The 17,557-nt window shown below is 49.2% G+C and carries 27 protein-coding genes and 1 pseudogene; 3 read left to right on the top strand and 25 right to left on the bottom strand.

The features are described 5' to 3' along the window. Nucleotides 1–7: 7 nt before the first annotated feature. From ABVM99_RS23575 to ABVM99_RS23455, 25 genes and pseudogenes are all read right to left on the bottom strand, one after another. On the bottom strand, nucleotides 8–1,312 hold the full coding sequence (locus tag ABVM99_RS23575; RefSeq protein ID WP_000002706.1) for a phage portal protein: 1,305 nt from the start codon (nucleotides 1,310–1,312) through the stop codon (nucleotides 8–10). Then, on the bottom strand, nucleotides 1,312–3,054 hold the full coding sequence (locus ABVM99_RS23570) for a terminase large subunit (protein WP_072101813.1): 1,743 nt from the start codon (nucleotides 3,052–3,054) through the stop codon (nucleotides 1,312–1,314). The genes ABVM99_RS23575 and ABVM99_RS23570 overlap by 1 nt, the downstream gene beginning before the upstream one ends. Next, entirely contained in the window at nucleotides 3,008–3,472 is a 465-nt protein-coding gene (locus ABVM99_RS23565; RefSeq protein ID WP_000919036.1) for a phage terminase small subunit P27 family, read from the bottom strand. Before ABVM99_RS23565 ends, ABVM99_RS23570 begins: the two co-directional genes overlap by 47 nt. 132 nt (nucleotides 3,473–3,604) lie before the next feature. Then, on the bottom strand, nucleotides 3,605–3,949 hold the full coding sequence (locus tag ABVM99_RS23560; protein WP_023137451.1) for an HNH endonuclease: 345 nt from the start codon (nucleotides 3,947–3,949) through the stop codon (nucleotides 3,605–3,607). A gap of 67 nt (nucleotides 3,950–4,016) precedes the next feature. After that, a complete protein-coding gene (locus ABVM99_RS23555; protein WP_000495546.1) occupies nucleotides 4,017–4,394 on the bottom strand; it encodes a hypothetical protein in 378 nt (125 codons plus the stop codon). A 42-nt stretch (nucleotides 4,395–4,436) separates the two neighbouring features. Then, nucleotides 4,437–4,976 (bottom strand): DUF2514 domain-containing protein, encoded by a 540-nt coding sequence (locus ABVM99_RS23550; RefSeq protein ID WP_052938271.1) that lies wholly within the window; start codon nucleotides 4,974–4,976, stop codon nucleotides 4,437–4,439. Beyond that, nucleotides 4,973–5,599: a glycoside hydrolase family 19 protein gene (locus ABVM99_RS23545; protein ID WP_001005894.1), complete on the bottom strand. Its 627-nt coding sequence runs from the start codon at nucleotides 5,597–5,599 to the stop codon at nucleotides 4,973–4,975. The genes ABVM99_RS23550 and ABVM99_RS23545 overlap by 4 nt, the downstream gene beginning before the upstream one ends. A gap of 2 nt (nucleotides 5,600–5,601) precedes the next feature. Beyond that, nucleotides 5,602–5,943 carry a phage holin, lambda family gene (locus ABVM99_RS23540; RefSeq protein WP_162264800.1) on the bottom strand — a complete coding sequence of 114 codons (342 nt, stop codon included), beginning with the start codon at nucleotides 5,941–5,943 and terminating at the stop codon, nucleotides 5,602–5,604. 217 nt (nucleotides 5,944–6,160) lie between these two features. Then, the gene (locus ABVM99_RS23535; protein ID WP_058799679.1) at nucleotides 6,161–6,733 is read right to left on the bottom strand and encodes an ORF6N domain-containing protein; all 573 of its coding nucleotides are present in this window, start codon (nucleotides 6,731–6,733) and stop codon (nucleotides 6,161–6,163) included. Nucleotides 6,734–6,994: 261 nt separating this feature from the next. Next, a complete protein-coding gene (locus ABVM99_RS23530; protein ID WP_058799677.1) occupies nucleotides 6,995–7,672 on the bottom strand; it encodes a bacteriophage antitermination protein Q in 678 nt (225 codons plus the stop codon). Beyond that, nucleotides 7,669–7,809, bottom strand: a complete 141-nt coding sequence (locus ABVM99_RS23525) for a YlcG family protein (RefSeq protein WP_023224313.1) — start codon at nucleotides 7,807–7,809, stop codon at nucleotides 7,669–7,671. Before ABVM99_RS23525 ends, ABVM99_RS23530 begins: the two co-directional genes overlap by 4 nt. After that, on the bottom strand, nucleotides 7,806–8,447 hold the full coding sequence (locus ABVM99_RS23520) for a recombination protein NinG (protein WP_058799676.1): 642 nt from the start codon (nucleotides 8,445–8,447) through the stop codon (nucleotides 7,806–7,808). The genes ABVM99_RS23525 and ABVM99_RS23520 overlap by 4 nt, the downstream gene beginning before the upstream one ends. Before the next feature lie 2 nt (nucleotides 8,448–8,449). Further along, nucleotides 8,450–8,656, bottom strand: coding sequence for a hypothetical protein (locus ABVM99_RS23515; protein ID WP_001550288.1), 207 nt, complete (start codon nucleotides 8,654–8,656; stop codon nucleotides 8,450–8,452). Then, a complete protein-coding gene (locus ABVM99_RS23510; protein ID WP_000929790.1) occupies nucleotides 8,656–9,258 on the bottom strand; it encodes a DUF1367 family protein in 603 nt (200 codons plus the stop codon). The genes ABVM99_RS23515 and ABVM99_RS23510 overlap by 1 nt, the downstream gene beginning before the upstream one ends. A 34-nt stretch (nucleotides 9,259–9,292) precedes the next feature. Next, nucleotides 9,293–9,541, bottom strand: a complete 249-nt coding sequence (locus ABVM99_RS23505; protein WP_014343878.1) for a hypothetical protein — start codon at nucleotides 9,539–9,541, stop codon at nucleotides 9,293–9,295. Between the two features lie 116 nt (nucleotides 9,542–9,657). Further along, complete coding sequence (locus ABVM99_RS23500; protein ID WP_001217669.1) at nucleotides 9,658–9,891, bottom strand: DinI family protein; 234 nt, start codon at nucleotides 9,889–9,891, stop codon at nucleotides 9,658–9,660. Nucleotides 9,892–10,138: 247 nt separating this feature from the next. Continuing rightward, nucleotides 10,139–10,465 (bottom strand): hypothetical protein, encoded by a 327-nt coding sequence (locus ABVM99_RS23495; protein ID WP_393927424.1) that lies wholly within the window; start codon nucleotides 10,463–10,465, stop codon nucleotides 10,139–10,141. Between the two features lie 93 nt (nucleotides 10,466–10,558). Then, entirely contained in the window at nucleotides 10,559–10,627 is a 69-nt protein-coding gene (locus ABVM99_RS23490; RefSeq protein WP_071825187.1) for a DUF551 domain-containing protein, read from the bottom strand. Beyond that, entirely contained in the window at nucleotides 10,611–11,825 is a 1,215-nt protein-coding gene (locus ABVM99_RS23485) for a hypothetical protein (protein ID WP_023257587.1), read from the bottom strand. The genes ABVM99_RS23490 and ABVM99_RS23485 overlap by 17 nt, the downstream gene beginning before the upstream one ends. Before the next feature lie 310 nt (nucleotides 11,826–12,135). After that, on the bottom strand, nucleotides 12,136–12,381 hold the full coding sequence (locus tag ABVM99_RS23480; RefSeq protein ID WP_000974174.1) for a hypothetical protein: 246 nt from the start codon (nucleotides 12,379–12,381) through the stop codon (nucleotides 12,136–12,138). After that, nucleotides 12,381–12,793, bottom strand: a pseudogene (locus ABVM99_RS23475) (ead/Ea22-like family protein); the annotation flags it as partial. The gene ABVM99_RS23480 and the pseudogene ABVM99_RS23475, both read right to left, overlap by 1 nt. Before the next feature lie 119 nt (nucleotides 12,794–12,912). Then, on the bottom strand, nucleotides 12,913–13,614 hold the full coding sequence (locus ABVM99_RS23470) for a replication protein P (protein WP_000788825.1): 702 nt from the start codon (nucleotides 13,612–13,614) through the stop codon (nucleotides 12,913–12,915). Next, nucleotides 13,611–14,516: a replication protein gene (locus ABVM99_RS23465; RefSeq protein WP_000024046.1), complete on the bottom strand. Its 906-nt coding sequence runs from the start codon at nucleotides 14,514–14,516 to the stop codon at nucleotides 13,611–13,613. Before ABVM99_RS23465 ends, ABVM99_RS23470 begins: the two co-directional genes overlap by 4 nt. A 91-nt stretch (nucleotides 14,517–14,607) precedes the next feature. Then, on the bottom strand, nucleotides 14,608–14,982 hold the full coding sequence (locus ABVM99_RS23460; RefSeq protein ID WP_015702794.1) for a CII family transcriptional regulator: 375 nt from the start codon (nucleotides 14,980–14,982) through the stop codon (nucleotides 14,608–14,610). Then, nucleotides 14,948–15,175, bottom strand: coding sequence for a YdaS family helix-turn-helix protein (locus ABVM99_RS23455; RefSeq protein ID WP_000145711.1), 228 nt, complete (start codon nucleotides 15,173–15,175; stop codon nucleotides 14,948–14,950). The genes ABVM99_RS23460 and ABVM99_RS23455 overlap by 35 nt, the downstream gene beginning before the upstream one ends. A gap of 13 nt (nucleotides 15,176–15,188) precedes the next feature. Here ABVM99_RS23455 and ABVM99_RS23450 point away from each other — a divergent pair, with 13 nt between their 5' ends. From ABVM99_RS23450 to ABVM99_RS23440, 3 genes are all read left to right on the top strand, one after another. Then, nucleotides 15,189–15,656 (top strand): helix-turn-helix domain-containing protein, encoded by a 468-nt coding sequence (locus ABVM99_RS23450; protein ID WP_393927420.1) that lies wholly within the window; start codon nucleotides 15,189–15,191, stop codon nucleotides 15,654–15,656. A 152-nt stretch (nucleotides 15,657–15,808) separates the two neighbouring features. Beyond that, nucleotides 15,809–16,546, top strand: a complete 738-nt coding sequence (locus ABVM99_RS23445; RefSeq protein WP_130525692.1) for a HipA family kinase — start codon at nucleotides 15,809–15,811, stop codon at nucleotides 16,544–16,546. Then, nucleotides 16,543–17,361, top strand: coding sequence for a DUF3037 domain-containing protein (locus tag ABVM99_RS23440; protein ID WP_023137791.1), 819 nt, complete (start codon nucleotides 16,543–16,545; stop codon nucleotides 17,359–17,361). The genes ABVM99_RS23445 and ABVM99_RS23440 overlap by 4 nt, the downstream gene beginning before the upstream one ends. Nucleotides 17,362–17,557: the final 196 nt, after the last annotated feature.

The following is a 17,557-nucleotide window of genomic DNA, read 5'->3' as shown; positions in this document are numbered from 1 at the left end:
AGTGCTCCTAAGCGGCCTGTTTCAGCGGAGATTGTTCAAAGGAAATATCGGGGAATACGTGGTTATGCAGTTCTCTCAGGGCCAGAGCCTGAACAGCAGGATTGCTGCTTTCGAGATTTTTCAGTTGCGTCAGGTTGAGCTGAACGGTGTAAATGTCCCCCCCTTCAATCGGCGGCATATTTTCCAGACGGCGAACATCGTTTCGCGACATCCAGCCATTCTGAAGCGCGCTGGTATAGTAAGCCGCACGGCCAGCGCTGTCGGCGCGCAGCAGTCCTTCAACGGAGAACTCCGCGAACACGTCATCATCGCTATCGAGCAGGCACCGGCCAATTTCCTGTTCAATATTCACCAGCAGCGGTCGAAGAGTGTGCGTCAGGAACTGAAGGTTCATCCCTTCAAGACTGGATGCCCAGCTGCTTTGTTTAGTGGTATGACCGACCATGAAAGGAGGAACGCGAAACCAGCGGCAAATTTCCTCGATACTGAAGGAACGGCTTTCCAGCAATTGTGCCGCTTCCGGATTCATGGTGACATTCTGGTATGTGAGTTCATTTTCCAGCACCATCAGTTTCCCGGCATTTTTTGAACCGATAAAAGACTGAAGGTTTTGCCTCAGACGATCACGCTGCTCTTTGGTCAGCGCATTTTTTGAAGAAAGAAACCCTGTACTCTGAAGGCCATTTTCAAAGATTTTTGCCGCGGCTTCATCCACCGACATTGCCGCACCAAAGACATCGATGCCCGTCATCGCAGGCATCATGCCACATACACCATCCAGACCGAATCCACGGATATGCATAATCCGGTTTACAGGTATAATTCGCTGTTTTCCGTTCTCAGTATATGAGTACTGCAATTGCCCACTATCCAGTCGTTTTACTACCATGTTCTGTGGTAACAGCGGAACCAGCGATACCAGTTTTCTGCCGATAAACAGTTTTTCAACAAATGCATTTCCCCGCAGACAGATACTGGCGACCACCATCAGCATAAAACGTGACGGCGTCATTTCAGGATTGGGGCGCCGGCAAAGTACCTGGTAAGCAGGATTATCAGAAGCCAGTTTTCGGGAGCCATCAGCCTGACGTTCGTAGATTTTCAGCGGTAACGTGGAAACCGATTCACTCAACAACCTGACACAGGCCCATACAGCAGACAGGCGGATAATCTTATCAGCAGTCACAACTTTTCCACTGCTGCTGGTTCCGAACCACTCGCGCCAGAACTCGCCGTTAGTCAGGCTGACGGGGACGCCCAGCCAGTTTAAAAGGGCGCTTTTTATTCGCCCGGGGTGTTTATTATTCGCCATCAGATACCCACTATGATTGGATCATCAAAGAAACCATCAACATCGCCATCATCAGTGACATCCTCTTCTGATGCACCTATTGCCATAGCGGAAGCCACCACGCCATCAATACGTCCGGTACTTTTTTTCTTGGCAAAAATGCGGTTTTCTTTCTGATCGGCTTCGGTTACTGCGGAAGCTGCATTCCAGCGCAGGCAGGGATTAGTTTTAATAACGACTGCACCATCATCCAGCATCTGCTCAAATAGCTCGATAGAATGCGGCATCCACAGACCAGAATCTTTTGCCTTGTAGTAGCCCTGCCCATGCGGGATCAGCGGCACTGATACTGAGGCTTCGTCCAGTTCCGGCTCAAGGTATTTAATACGGTACTGATCGAAGGCAATGGCTTTGATGTCGAACTGCATTGCAAGATCTGCGATACGTTCAGCAACAAAACCATACTTCACGGCTTTACCTGGTGTGGTGTGGATGTATCCGTCCCGTTCCCATGCGTCATATGGAACCCGGTCTGTTTTCGCCCGGTCTGTCAGAGTGTCTTTTGGCGTCCAGAATTCCACCACCAGCTTTCTCTTTTTCGGAAAGAACAGCGCCAGTGCGGTGAGATCCCGGCTGCCTGAAAGATCCAGACCGCCATAGCATTCCTCGCCCCGCAGCTCCTGCAGGGAGAAGTCCTCTTCGCACCCCATCCACACATCGCTACTCATCCAGGGGTTATCGGCATCCACCCACTGACAGAAGTTTAACCGCCGAACAATGCTTTCCTTCGACGGCATCCCCCGAGCCTGAGTAACCTGCTCACGCAGGTAGCGATCGGTAAAAGTATGACCAAGAGAGGGGTTTGCTTTTTTCCAGCAGGACTCGTCCTTGAATGGGTCTTCTCCTTCGTCCAGGGAACAAATGAAAGAAAAGAAACTGTCATCCTCAATCGAGCCTTCGGCAACTTTACGCCCATACTCGTGATAGTCGTAGCAGACGCTGGTTTTGTCGTGGCCGCTGTTAGTGATCATGAAAATCAACGCCTGGCGACGACCTTTCGTCCCGGCGCGCATCATTTCCACGACCTGGTTGTTTTTGTGCTCGTGAATTTCGTCTATCAGAGCACAATGCGGGCGTGGACCTGACTGTCCGTCGTCCGAGCTGATAGGCCGGAAAAAAGAACCGGTCTGCAGAAAAGCCAGATTCCACTCTTTCCCGGCACCGCCTGATTTGTTAATCCGCTGTGCCAGTGCTGGCGACTGGTCAACCATCGCCACAGCATCGCGAAACAGTATCATGGCCTGGTCTTTTTTCGTGGCGGCCGCGTAGACTTCCGCGCGTGGCTCCTTGTCGGCGACAAGGCAGTAAAGAGCTATACCAGCTGCAAGCGGTGATTTACCTGACCCCTTACCGGATTCGACGTACACCATACGGAACCGGCGATAGCCGTCTGAGTTTTGCCAGCCAAATACAGACCCCACGATAAAGCACTGCCAGGGTAACAGATTGAACGGCTTGCCTTCGTGTTCGCCGCCGTTAAGTTTCAGCACTTTCGCGAAAAAGTCGATAGCACGCTGCGCTGTTACCGTATCCCATACCAGACCGCGGGCATGGCAGGACTCCAGATCCTTCAGATGACGCTTGCAGGAATTGCGGATATCAGGTCCGGCAATTTCCTTACCGGACGCCACATCCATCGCATAACGAGTGGTGGGGTCAACCGAAGAACTCGTTGAGCGGGTCTTCTTCTTTTTCTCCACCATCCACTTTCACCTTCGTTCTGGCGGCCGGAGTCAGACCGAATTCAACCAGGTAACTTTTAAAACGTCGATCAGCATCCGCCAACATTGCTACTGCCGGGTTCGCCTTAATCAAAAATCCCCCTTCAGTCTGGACTGTATAAGTTCTCCCTTCGTCCGCGATCGTCAGGCGAAGCTGAAGGATATCTGCATAGATATCGCAAAGACGCTCCAGCGCCAGTGAATCGGCAACTGTAAGAATACCCATGCCATCAAGTAAAACTGTGAGCCTGCCCCACGCAACTTTTCCCCAGTCGCTAAGATGTGCTGGCGGGCTGGGGATTTCTTTTGCAGGTTGGGGTTCTTTATCGTTGAGTTTACGTTTGCCCGGATTGCCGGTTACCACTTTCAGGTGGGTCGGTTTCGGGCGCCGTCCTGCCATCGGAACCTCCCGGAAAAAAACTTTTCATTTCGCGGTTGTGCAAACAGAGGAGGGCGGGCGGTCACGCAGGCACAAAGCTGTGAACTTTTAACCCGCCCTCCTCCTTCATAGCTGCCACACATATGAGAATTGTTATCGTCTGAACCAGTGCGATGCACGGTCAAGTGGAATACCGTTCTCGTCACAGCCCACGACGACACCGCGTTTCTCCATTCGTTGCTTCGTAGAGTCGTGGTGCTGCTTACACAACCCCTGCCAGTTCTTCCGGCTCCAGAATAGCTTTTGTGCCTTCGCTATCGCTTCGGCGTTTCCACTATTCAGCGCCTCTTTCAGTTTGTGCGGAATGATATGATCGACCACCGTTGCCGCCGTCACTCTTCCCTGCTCATGACACATGGCACACAACGGATGAGTACGAAGGAACAGGAGGCGCTCACGGTCCCATTTGCTGCCATAGATACGGGGCGATTTGTTCATGCGATATCTGTCCAGGTGGCTATCAGTCATCATGTGGGTAAGTTACTACTAGGCTCTGCTGTAACGCCTACTTCACGGCCTCGATGGTGGCACCATTAGAGTTCATCACATAAACCTGATCGCCCGGATAGATAAACTGGTAACGGCAGCCATCACCCGCGCCGGGGAAATTTTCACTCGGATATTCCTCAATAATGATGGCAATAGCATCAGTATCCAGCACATCAGTACGGTCACTAATAACCAGTTCCTCCTCCTGCAGCGCTTTGGTCATTTCTGGATCTTCATAGATAGCCGGGAGCCAGTATGCGAAGTCCGGGCTGGCTGAGTTATGAGTAAGTTTTAAAGTATCTGCGAACGTTTCAGAACCAGCTCTGGCTATCGAGATGGATGGCTGCTCACAAATATGCGTAACACCGTTGATGATGGTTTTAACTGTAAACATAGTATTTCCTTCTTCGTCTTCTTGTTACAACAAAAAGCCCCGCTAGTGCGGAGCTATGGGATTGTTGGTTGACTCTCTCACCGAGTTGTAAATACGCTCACACGTCATTCCTGCCTGGTAGCGTTCGTCAGCGATTGCAGCATATCGTTTAGCTTCTGCTGCAATATCTCCGAGCATGTCGGCAAGCATTCCGGCGGTGGCGTCGGTTGTTTTGCTTCTGACGGAAGCGGCAAGATCTGCGGTGTGTTTTGCGGCGTCCAGGCGGGCGGCAAGCTTTGTTGCTTCGGTGCGCAACTGGCTAACAGTGGCAGACAGGCCAGCAGCAGTGGCAGCAGATTTAGCGGCTTGTGCTTGTGCATCTTTTACAGCCTCATCACGGGCAATAATGCGGCCCTGTTCAATAATACGGGCGGCGGTCTGGGCGTTGACCTCCTGAGAGGATTCAGCGCTGTCGCGATCTGCCCATTTTTTTTGCCAGCCCCTGTCACTCCAGACATTACCGGCGATAAACGTACCAGCCATCAGCAAAATAAACACCAGCTGCAACCAGTATCTTTTCAGAAGAGCAGGTAACAGAGTCATACCAGCACCGATTTTGCTTTTTCAAAGCGCTCTCGCCGATCTCCGATGCCGTTCTGCCCTCCGTTGATTATCTGTGTAACGCGTACCATGTCGCCGGAATATTTCAGACACCCTTTAGTCGCGAAGAACCACGCTGCACTACGGGCAGCATACGTATCCTGTGCCAGTAGATCCGGATGGGCAACGAGCTCAGTTTTGATCCCGTTACCGCAATCACGGTAGTTGTTCAGACCTGTGATCTGGATAAGTCCACGCCCGCGGTAGTTCCAGCCGTCGCCAGGCCCGTTGTTACCCATTCGCTTGCTGTATACCAGATTAGCTATTGCACGCTGTCGCTCGAGCGGAAGCGCCTTCTCACAGGCTTTTCGCCCAAGAGTACTGGCCTGATCTGGAGTGATTCTCCCGGCGCGGATGAATCCGGTCAGCCCGGCGATACTGTAGTTGAAGCTCTCCACCAGCCTTGTAAAACCAGCGCTTTCATGTCCCGCCTGAGCAATGAACATGGCCTGATCCAGTGGAGCAGTAATACCGAATTCGCTCATTGCCGCCGTAATATGTGGATACCAGCGCGCGGCCAGTTCGGCGCTGATACCAGCCGCCTGCTGAAATTGAGACTCGTTCATGATTAAACCTTGTTATTATCCCCACCGATACGACCACTGATAAACTTCATTGCAAAGCCGCGGATCGCATCCACGCCGATAAGGCCGACGCCGCCACCAATCGCAACAGACAGGGACTTGGGCCAGCCGAAATATTCCAGCGCAGATGAGAAGGTCAACGTCAGGGCACCACATAGCAGAATTTCGAGTGTTTTTTTCTTCCAGCCACCGTTACCGCCAAAATAGGCAATGCGCAGACCGGCCATAAATAACGACATCAGAACAGCGCCCAGCGGCGTATCTCCTCGCCACCAGCTCTGGAACAGCTCCAGCCAGCCCTGCCAGGAATGGGGATCGTTGTGCATTTTCATAAGCCTCACCTCCGATAGCTCGGATGGCGCAGTGTGAAGTAGGAAGGCCGCCAGGTGGATTAACGACAAAACTCAGAGGGATTATTCCGGACGGCACAAACAGAAAAGCCCCGCACGATGGCGGGGCTTGAATTTATTTGGTCGACGATTGAAGCTATGGCGACGATATCAGATTTACATAAAATATAGCCGTTTTAATCCAGTTTTGCAATCACCACGTCGCCAGTGTCTCAACCAGCCGGTCACGTTTGATGATTATCCACCCCATCTGGCGAAGGTCACTTAATATGCTCGATACTTTGCCGATAAATACGTCGTCAGGCAAAGGCTGGGTATCAGCAGTACCGTCGGGGGACACTGTTACAATGAAACGTCGTTCTTTTGGAAATGGAATTGCGGGATGAGTCTGGCGTGCTGGAACAGGTTGTTTCTGGCTGAAATAGCAGTCCTCCAGTCTCTCGAATACTTCCCATGCCTGATCCGTTTCGAGCATTTTTGCGTGACGGGCAGCACCGCGTTCTGTCCAGAGGATGAGGGAACGTACATTGCGAGCGATTTTCACGGACTCGCTTAAAGATAGTCTGTGCTTAAGCTCCCTTAACTCCTGACCGACCAGTTTGAAAAAATGTTTTCCCTCAATAAAACGTTCCGCATTTCGCGCGTGGTTTTGTTGAATTCTGATTACTTCAGTACCGTACAACTGTGCCAACAATTCGGTAGTAATAACAGGGATATTTTGATGGGTGGTCAGCGAAATGGATTCTACGGAAATTTGAGTGGTCATGGTTGATAGCTCCAATGGGGTTGGATTATCACCACTGTCAACGCCAATTGACGGGTGGTGAACTGTGCAGGGTTGGCGTAACCGGTCAACCGTCCGGCGCACCTTTCGGTGCCCCCACACAGCCCACCATAATTTGGATGTAACTGTGTTTTACGCATAAAAAAACCGCTAACGCGGCTTATGCGTCGATTGATTCCGGGACGCCAATCCCAGGTTGCATATAGGCAACGCTAGAAATATAGCCCCGGATAACTGTTTGTGTCAATTAAGTGCGTATAGGTTGAAAGCCACCTGTTCCGAACGCGACTCCGATACACTCAAAAGAGACGCCTGATCAAGACGCAGAAATATCGCGCGCATGGTCAGCCAGTGTCTGGTGAAGGTTTCTGACCAGTTCTTTTCGCTAACGCCTACCAGTCCCGCTAACTCTTTATATTGATAAACCTCACGCCCGGCTAATTCAGATTTGACATCCTGCGCCGCCAGCCAGATAAGTTTCTTCAGCCGTTCCACTGTCTTGCCAGCCATCTTCCTCCCTGCAAGCTGCTGTCTAAACTCGCACCACGCCCAACTTGTTATTTCGACCTGGTGTTCCCAGCAGGTATTCTCACTGTAATTCCACAACAACCACGCCTTGTAGTGTTCATCCAGTGAAAGAACCGCCCGGCGCCATGAGGCAGTGGAATATTCCACAGGCTTCACCAGCGGGATAGCGCTTCCTTTTGCCAGCGACTGCTTGCCGGGGATTGGCGGGTTATTTAACGTTATCCAGCGTTCTGTTTCCTTGTCCCAGATACGCTGTTTTTTTCGGGGGTAGTTTTTCGTGTCGAATTGTGCGTTCTCCAGCCAGGCCAGAAGCTGCCCTTTAGTCTCCCCGCTTAAATCGGCTGTCGCTACCATTAGCTGTTCACGTACATACTGGAGGTATTGAGTGTTCATTGAGTAAATCCTGTGAACTGATAAATACGAACAAAATTGCGCAGGATGCGGTAGTCCACCAGCACCGAACCCGGACGGCGGTAAATACGGAGACGCAACCAGCGCATGCGGAGTATGTCGATCAGTTCTGGTTTCATGCTGCATTATCCTGTCGACGTGCGCGGCGCTTCTCCAGCGCCCGGGCTTTGCGGGTGAATATGTATTTGATGCGTTTCAGGTACGGGATATCGAAACGACGTGGCGCATTGTCTGATTCAAGACGCTCCACCCTTTCGAGGCCTATACGCCTGATGAGGCGGATTCGGTATTCGACCGCATTACCGCTTAACTGCCGGTTGCAGCGCGTGCAGGCCGAATGAACGTTGAATACGTTGAATTTGAGATGTGAGGCGGCACCGCGCGAGCGGTAATGGCTTGCATCGATGGCGCTTCCGGTCAGGAAATTGCTTTTACCAACCAGCGGCGCATCGCAGCTAATGCAGGGTTTACCTTCATCCCGTATCCTGATGTAACGGTTAAAGGCGGCCTGCGCCTCTTTATCCCACTGAGCTTTAGTTTTGAACGACTCACGCTTAGCCTGGCGGCGCTGGCGTTCGGCTTTATCCGCCTGGTGTTTCTCCCTGATACGCCTGGCTGCGGCTTTAATCTTTGCTTTGGCACGCAGTTCAAGCGCGTAGATAGCGCCATGTTCAGGACAGCACCAGACAACATTGCTGTAAGCAGGATGAAACCATTCCCGGCAAACTTTGCACTTACGGCGCGGTAATTTAGCCATGTTCACCCCCAGACCTTTTGGCGTAAGGATTTTGGCGTCCGCACCCGGCGTGCATATTCAGGTAATTTCGCACTGACAGTCCAGGTAATGAAGTCAGGGTTCAGGCTCTTTTCTGTCCTTACGCCCCGCTTCTGATAATCCGATATCAGCGTGTCGGCCTGCTCGGTTGTGCAGTCGTGATGATGGAACCAGGAGTATTTCATCGCCATCACCCCGCAAAGCTCATGAGCTGGGCGGCGGCGTTCTCGGCCTCGCGCTGAGTACGGAATGTACGTGATAAAATCCACCGCCAGAGCACATCAAGCGCGGATTTATACAACTGCTGAAATTCGACCTCATCCATGCTGGAAAAAGCGATGCTGCGGGGATGTTTGCGAAGGGTGCCATCAGGTAGCTGGATGGCGTCATAGTGACCAGCCTCAACCGTCACCCATGCGCGGTATGCATCGAAAGATTTACAGAGGCTAATTCCGTTTGTTACCCGGCGGTTTGCAATCTGTTCCAGATACTGTTCAGCCGCATCCAGTAATGCGCTTTCATTCCCGCCATATGCAGCAAGAAACTTTGCATAACCGTTTACCAGTTTGCGCTCGTTGGCAGAAATGGCGCCGCCGGTGGGTTCCCAGTATTCAAACCCGAGATTAAGCAACGCGAAAAAGCGGCGATGGAATGCAGGATTCCTCACCTGACGAAACTCAGCCACCAGCACGGCGCCGAGTTTAATTTTTGATTGCAGAATATCGCTGGTCTCCGGCGTCGCGGGGATCAGAATTCCAGATGACTGCTTGATGAGTTGTAATTCGTGCGCCATGGTGTTCTCCGTGGCGCAGAAGGTTAACGGTTGTTCAGGCCGTTGATTTCATATTATCAGAAGGTGGTGTTACCCGGTAGCCGAGACGGCGAATAAAATGCATAAAACCGTTGGGAGTAAAAACTTCTTCATCATCCAGCAAAGGACGCATAGATACCATGCCATTTACACGATAGATAAGATGCCTGCCTGATGATGGAAAGCTAAACACTACGCAACCATCAGATCTTCTTACAATGTCATACCAGCTATCTTCTGACTTTTGCAAAGCTGAATTACTCAATTTTTGTTCTCCCTTCAGGCGATGTACAGACGCGGTTAAAAATTGTCGGCAGCAGCATCAAAGGGATACGCAAATTGCGGTATTCTGAAAAATGCGCGCCAGCATTAAGCGCAATGTTAATAAAACCAGTCGTCAGCGCTTTCCCACGTTTCCTGCAGAATGCTCTGTATACGTTTTTTATCGCCATCAGCAGCACCGACGATACTCAGACCATCCTGACTGCCTCGACGGATGGTTAAGTTGCAGTTTTCATACTGATTCTGGAGACGGGTAATTAATTCTTTTTCAAGTGCAGGAACGGCACCTTCCGGAAGCTGTTTTGTCCGGCTGATAACAAGTTCAATTCTCATAATTCCCTCTACATTTAACCACTGTATATAAACACAGTATACCTGTTAGAAAGAATATTCAAGAGGTGAATAGCACTTTTTGCAAAAGCTAGCATGTTGTTTCATATCAGATTTTAGGCGAAAAAACCCGCCGCAGCGGGTTAGTATTTGTAGCGGTTTTCCGGGGCACACGCGTATTCGTAGGTAAAACTGAGCGCCTCGTTGTCCTGCTTGTCTTTTGATTGTGCTGCAATATTCCAGTCAGACATTAGTCAGCAGTTCTCCCACGCCAGCGTTTATTACTCTTAGAGATTCGATCTGTATCAACGGATTCAACCTCCCCTTCAGAAAATCTAATGGCATTTGCTTTATTTAGTGCCGCCCTGGCATCTTCTTCGGCCTTACTGAAATGCACCTTCTTTCTTCCCCTGAAACTGCCAACGCGAATTTTGGAAGAGGTCTGCAACTTGTACTTGCTAATCCGTAACTGTGCCGCTAAATGTGCTTTTGCATCTGTCCGGTTCGCAGGCTTCTTCTTGACTAATTCAAGGTCTAATTGGTACTGCTGCCTAGCATTTAGCTTCTTCGGCTTCATGGTGTCACCCTCAAACAAAGTCCGTTTATCATAGAATAAAAGGCCCTAAGGGCCTTGATTAATGTCTATGCCAGCCTCTCCACTTGGCACCAATTACTCTACCTCCTGCGGCGGTTCTGGTAGCTGCATCCAGTGAGTTATCTCACTACTCGGTAATATCATTATCAAACTCTATCCTGTCGGCTTCAAGCCAACGCCTTACTCTTTCCTCTTCTTCTTTCCTCTTTAGGTGCTCGGTGATATAGATATCAGCGGGGAGCGGGGGGAGTGGAGTCGAACGCGATTTTTGGTCTTCCTCGTACATAGCCCGCATTCTCTTCTCAACCTGCCAGTAGTTAATTTCCTTATACTCAATAGGCCAGTTTTCTTGTAGTTTTCTTGCAGTATCAGCAAGTTCGAATTTTAGGTACGGGTTTAGGCCAATGAAGTTACCTGCAAGGTCGTCATAAACCTCGTCTACATTTGCGATGACCGCGAACTTTTCGATGGCCTGATTTATATCCCAGCCTGAAACAAACAGCAAAAGCGCGGAAAAGGCGAGAAGTTTAACTTCGCCATCAGCACGGTCTCTTACAGATTTATTCTTAAATTCATCATAACTGCTTATGATGAAAGCGTTGAGCTGGAGTGTTTTCTCATACTCATCTTTTAGTAAGGTAGGGTCAATCAATACGCCCTGCGATGGGCTGCTGACGAACTTGGTCAGCATTGAAAGTTGTTTTCTCCAAACTTTTAAGTCTTGAAGTTTACGCAGGGTGGGCAGATGCACCAGAGTGAACTCTCGTTGGATAGCATCTTCCCATGAAAAACCGGGGATGGTGGCTTGCACTGGGCTAAATGGCGCTACGCCATTCACATACCCCCAATTGACACTTGTATTATCTGTTATGTAATGAAGCCAACTGACCTGCTCTTCAGTAAGAGACAGCTTAAACGTTGAGTCGACACGCTTCTGGAAGAACCACTTACGCATCTGCCTCATGGATTCTTGATCAAAAAAACCCTCCTGTATCCCTGCGCATACCATTTTTCTTATAACATGCGTAATCTTGGTTCTGTCGGTAGAGAAGTAAACCAGATGGTTTTTGACATCAGGTGAGATGCGCTCATCGTAGAAATCGCAAGAAGGATGGTGATTGCTTTTGTCTTTTGTGTTTCTGAACCGGAAATGTGCTCTTCTGTTAAAGCGAGCATTAGTACCGCCACGGACAAACGTTCCACCAGTTGCCTCGCATATTGGGCAGACAATATCTTCTCGCGCAAATGTGTGAATAGTATCGATAGTATGCCCTGTGAGTACAAGATATTGTTCAGGGTCAACTTCCTTTTCAAGTGACTTAGAATATGCTGTGTCAGTCATTTAAGGCTCCATTTCAGAGATGTTCAGCCAGTGTTACTGATTGATTATTATCTGTATGTTACCAAAGATCTCAGTCATAGATATGGGGCCACTGGTTGCGAAACGAGTCTTAAAGCCAGATATTTCAATTTTTCTTGCTATCTACTCTGTATCATAGTCTGGGACTGTTAATCGAATACGTTCGTCATCTCTTACCAGTCCCAGGCTAGCATCCCCTCCACTAGCTCGGCGTCACGGTCAAAATGAACCACGTCGTATCACGCTTTCAACGCACAGGTATCTGGCGTGATTGGCCCTTCGTGGAAGTGGTTCATTCAGCCTTCCACTTGATGCCAGCAGCGGCCAATGCTTTTGCTTTGGCGCATACCGGGCAATAGAGCTCGCCTTTATGCAGCACCCAGCCGTTATTAAGCGAATCATCTTTAAGAAATTTCAGCGCTATGGAAACACTCTTAACACTTTCACGTGCTGACGTTATTGAACCGGCGTTCTGGCTAGAGAAACAGCCATCAATATCACCGAGACCCTCACAGCGCACTTCCATGAAAATAGCCATTACATGTCCTCCACACTGAATCCAGCCAGACGAACCTGCCGCTTAGCGAGCGTAATGGCTTCTTCATACGCTTTCTCTTGCTCGGTCCAGTAGCCGTTTGTTTTCGGCAGCAACACGGGTTTAGATAGCTTGGACTCCAGTTCTGCTATGCGCTCCTCGAGTTCACTGACTCGGCATTGTTCGTCATCATCAATCAGATAAAGGCCGATGAACTCACCCCCACCCAGCCACCTAAATCATGGTCGTAACGCTCGCAAGAAAACTCGCCGCTGCTATCTCTGGTCGGGATAGTGTAACTGTCGAACGGCCCGCCATATGTCGGCACATAACCAAGCGTTTCATGTTCAATCCACATGAAGAACTTGCGTCCGGTAACCGGGCAAACATCTGGTTTCCACTGGCTGTTAACACTTGCCGCTCTGTCGCTTACCTTTGCCTTGTCGAGGTAGCGCTGACTGCTGATAAGCGGACCTTTGATGTTGCTCATTGGCCCTTTATCGGTGATTACTTTTTCAATATCTAATGCAGTTATCATGATCTGACTCCCTTTAGTCCGAATTTGGCCCGAATTTCTGCAATCTTCGCGAGGTTTTGCGCGCGGTTTAGTGGTCTGCCACCAAGAACAGGAAGCTGCTTAACTGGCTCCGGGATCACCTCTCCACGGTTTATCCTGGTAACCATGTGGTTGAGTTCTTCGACTGCCTTGCGGCGCAACTCGGTATCACTAAGAGCGTTAGCTCGCATGTTTGAGTACAGTGTGGTGACAAGCCAGTAATGGGCTTTGGATTCCCATGGATATGATTCTGCATCCGGGTATAAACCACGCGTGCGGCAATACTGGTAAACCATATCGACCAGTTCATTGGCATCAGGAAGCCCGGCAGCAGTTGCCAATTCAGCCTTACACCATGCGACGAACTGGCCTGGAGACGGAAGAAACGGACGTTCCTGACGGCGGGCGACACGCATTCCGGCCGCAACTTGCTCCATGGTGGTGATGTCGTTCTCACGGAAAGCCAGAACCCACTGACGCCGGATTTCGTTCATCTCAGCCTGGCTGCGATTAGCTGTGGTAGCAGGGAACGCTGCCATAAGCTGACTAAACACGTTGTTGATGACCTTAGCAACCTGCTCAACTTGCGGCTTATCGTCATGCTGTTCCGGCATGTTGTTGGCAATACGGCGCATCTGCTCACGGTCAAAATTAACCATCTGCGCAGCAATGTTTTTCATAGCTCCACTCCGTATATCCAGTCAGTGTTATTTAGGTCAAGTTTTGGCTTAGAGGCAGTTGTGCCAGTCTGTTGCTTGTTGCGGTTGATATCGAGTTGAGTCCACTTTTCGCGGAGCTTTGCCGGGCTAATGACGTTGCCAGCCCAGAAGCTGTCATGGCACGCCCAGCGAAACAGCACGCACATGTCGCGATGTGTTCGTCCGTCACATTCACGCATCAGGCGTATATCGTTAGCCCATCCTGCCAGGTTAGGTTTTCTGGCTGATGGAGAAATGGTTTTTATCAGGTCAAACATCCACTCGGCAGCAGTTAGGTCTTCAGCAGTTCCCCACTTGTTGCCTCTCTGAATCGCTGCTTCGGGTTTTAGGACATGAGGTTTCTTTCTTGGCTTGTCAGAGGATTCGTCAGAATTCTCTGACGTAGATCTTTTAATATTGTCTTTTGTTAGTTTGTCTTTTGTGGTTAGCAACTTCTGCTTAGGTGCGTTAGCAACTTCCGCTAAGGTTTTCTTAGCAGGTTTAGCTAATGTTTTGCAGAATCCGTTATTTTTAGTTTGCCACTCGGAAATATGGATATTCATACCAACCCTGCGGCCTTCCTGAATCAGTACCTTCTTCCTGATCAGACTGTTTTTTGCTGTCGAGCAATGGGTATGATGCTTCTGAATCATCTCCTCTAACTGCTCGTTGCTGATCCAGTCCATTTTCTTGTTGTATCCATACGTTTTGCGCCATACGGCCATCAGGATGCACAGCTCAGTCTCCGGCAAACCAGAACACATCACGGCATCCAGAAGTTCATTTGCCAGGCGCGTATAGCCATCATCGAGATCTGCCACGCGCGGCTCCTTAGGTGCCACGTCAGGCACAGGAAAATTGATTACTTCGGCAGTGTTTGCCATAATTACTCCTGTGAATTGATCCAGTTAATTCCACCAGAAAGCCGTTGGTGTTCGCGCACCACGGCTTTCGCCTTTTTGGTTGCTGCCATTTTCAGTCCCACCCCAGCGCATCCGGCCTGGCTCGTTCAGCCTTTAGCCCTGCATCAGCGAGAATCTCTACAGCTGTGAGATAGTTTCTGGATACCAGTACCGCCTCCGGTGGCGCGGCCTGAATCCCAAGAAAAGCCAGCTCTTTCGCCATGTTGCAGAAATATCCCTCAGCTTTACGTCTGCTGACTGTCGACTCACTGATGCCCATATGCTCGGCGTATGATTTCTGCCCTACTGATGCAAGCCGGTTGAGCAGGACACTCTCTATCTCAATCGGGTTGATTTCTGGTGGGTCTAACTTTCGTGCAATTGCGTTCTCCATGGGTAAATATCCTCTATGGTTATTTGGCTGATGCCTCTTGGCTTGGTAATGCATCTGTTGGATTTGGATACAAGTCAGGCCGTAACTCATGTGGCGTAACACCTGTAAGTTCGAAAACTGAACGAATGTGATCGGGTGGAATCCCGGTCTTTTTCCAGTTGGAAATTGTCATTTTTGAAAATCCAAGCGCTCTTCCAAGAGCAGCCCCTGTTCCAAATTTTTGAATTGCTTTTTCAATACCAGTCATAGGACCTCCTTAGATGACAAAAGTAAAGCATCATTTTACCAACAAGTCAAACAGCACATGCCTACCTACAAGTAAAGCAATCATTTACAATGAGGCGATGAGCGATAACACACTGACGAATGGCCTGATCTCCAGGCTGGCAGAGTTAAATAAGAAGGGTTTCTCTAAAACAGAGATGGCCAGGGTAGCTGGTGTCAGCAAGCAAGCAGTTTCCAGTTGGTTCAAAACAGGAAGAATTAGCAAAAGCTCCGCATTAGCTATTGCTGATGCTGCTGGCGTATCAGTTCCGTGGCTGCTTGGTGAGGATGTCGGAGAGAAAGACGGACTTAAACCTGACGAACAGCGCCTGCTTGAGCTCTATCGCCAGTTACCGGAAGAAGAGCAACAGAACATGTTGCGGATTGTCTCGCTGCGCCTGAAGGAACTTGACGAGCTGTACGCGAAGTACATGGGGCGGCGGATTAAGGGCGATACGGAGTAATACGCTACAGACCTACAGGAAGTACGGTTAGCCTGAGGTATTCGGGTGCTGATGGGCTGAAGAGCCGTTTGGTTAAGGATAAGCTGTGCACGTTATTTTTTTAAAGTTTTCCAGCACCAATGTTTAGTGTTTATTTCTAGGGAAAGTATGTTTTGCAAAATAACTATCTGCAAGTTACAGCCTATACTAGACGCATGAATGACGGTATGACTCAGCCGTTTCTTTGCACGTGCCAAGATGGGCTGGCTTACATAGTTAAGGGCAGGCCAAAACTCCGGCAAAAAGAGCTTGTAGCAGAATTTATTTCTGCACACCTAGCCAGACAGATAGGTCTACCTTGCCCTGATTTTTGCATTGTAGATGTTGGCCAAGAGATTATCGAATTCATGCCTGATTTGCGCGGCGAGCTTTCACCAGGCCCAGCATTTGCCACCCGCTTTGTTGAAAATGCCTCAACCATTAACATTCAACAAGCCCGCAGTGCTGTAAACATACAGGATCAAAAGAAAATATTCTTCTTTGACCGCTGGATAAACAATGCTGACAGGTCTTTGACTGACATCGGTGGCAATGTAAATATAATTTTCGATGCTGTTAATAATAGGTATTACCTGATTGACCATAATCTGGCATTCGCACAGGATACAACTGATGATGAGTATGATGTCCATGTGTATTCTGCAAACGGAAGAAAGTGGGTGTTCGACATACTTGATAAACCCGAACTGATGGATCTCGCTAGTGGTGCTATTGGTTCAGTTGAGGAGAAGTTTAATCAGGTTCCTGATGAGTGGTTTTCATCCGATGAAGAACGCGAACTGATGTTGAATGAGATAATGAACTGCCTGAACAGAGTAAGCGACAGAGAATTTTGGAGTAACATCAAATGACCACACCATGCCTATACAGCATTATTAGATATGCGCCATATGCAGAAACCGAAGAGTTTGCCAACGTCGGTGTGGTTCTTTGTGCTCCGAAGTTAGGGCAGTTTCACTTTCAACTGACTCAAGGCAACAACGCTAGAGTAAAAAATTTTTTTCAGGACGAGATAATTTTTCCTCATGCGAAAGATGCAATTGCAAGAGAGTTAAAGTTTGCTCAAGAACAAAGTTATAAATTCACCACCCCTGAGAAATTAGCAAACTTTTTCAATTACTTAATTGGTAAAAAGGAATCAATCATTCATTTTAGCCCAGCGAGAGTTGTGATGTCTGATTGCCCTCAGGAAATTACAGCCACCCTTTTTAATAAGTTTGTAAATCATTCAGAAGTAACAAAAGAATCTCGTGAGGCCATCCTAACGAGAGAACTTAAGCATCGCTTCTCTCATTACAGTGATCTTAAGAATGCGTTTAAAAAAGAGACGCTTGGCGGAGAGTTGACGCGATTCTCTTTACCATTTGTCGCTCGTCAAGAGGGAGAGATTTTATGTGCAATCAAACCCCTGGCGTTCACACAGGACAAACCGGAAAAAATGATGGAGCACTGTGACTCTTGGACAGCAAAAATTTTACGCGCCGCCAGTGAGAAAATTTTATCTATCTCTAATGTGTTATTTACGATAGATGCACCTTACCAGCCAAGCGCTCTTGAGGTAAAAGCGATGCGTGAAATTCGTAACACATTCGACGAGAAAGGTATCCATCACATAGAGCATAGAGATGAAGCATCAATAGTAAAGTTTGCCAGACAAGCAATTTAACCCGGCCTTCGCGCCGGGTTTTTTATTGCCCTTTCCGCACCATAGCAGCCGCATCCCGCAATACACCTTTGTGAATGACGTTTCCCACTGCCCTGCGCTTAGCCTCTAGGCTATCCACAATCGCATCGCGGCTGATCACTACGCCGTCGATTATCAATTCGACCACTGCGCCGCCAATCTCACCCGCAATGAATGC

Source organism: Salmonella sp. SJTUF15591, assembly GCF_043356435.1.
Taxonomy (GTDB): domain Bacteria; phylum Pseudomonadota; class Gammaproteobacteria; order Enterobacterales; family Enterobacteriaceae; genus Salmonella; species Salmonella enterica.
This window is presented reverse-complemented; position numbering and strand designations above follow the sequence as displayed.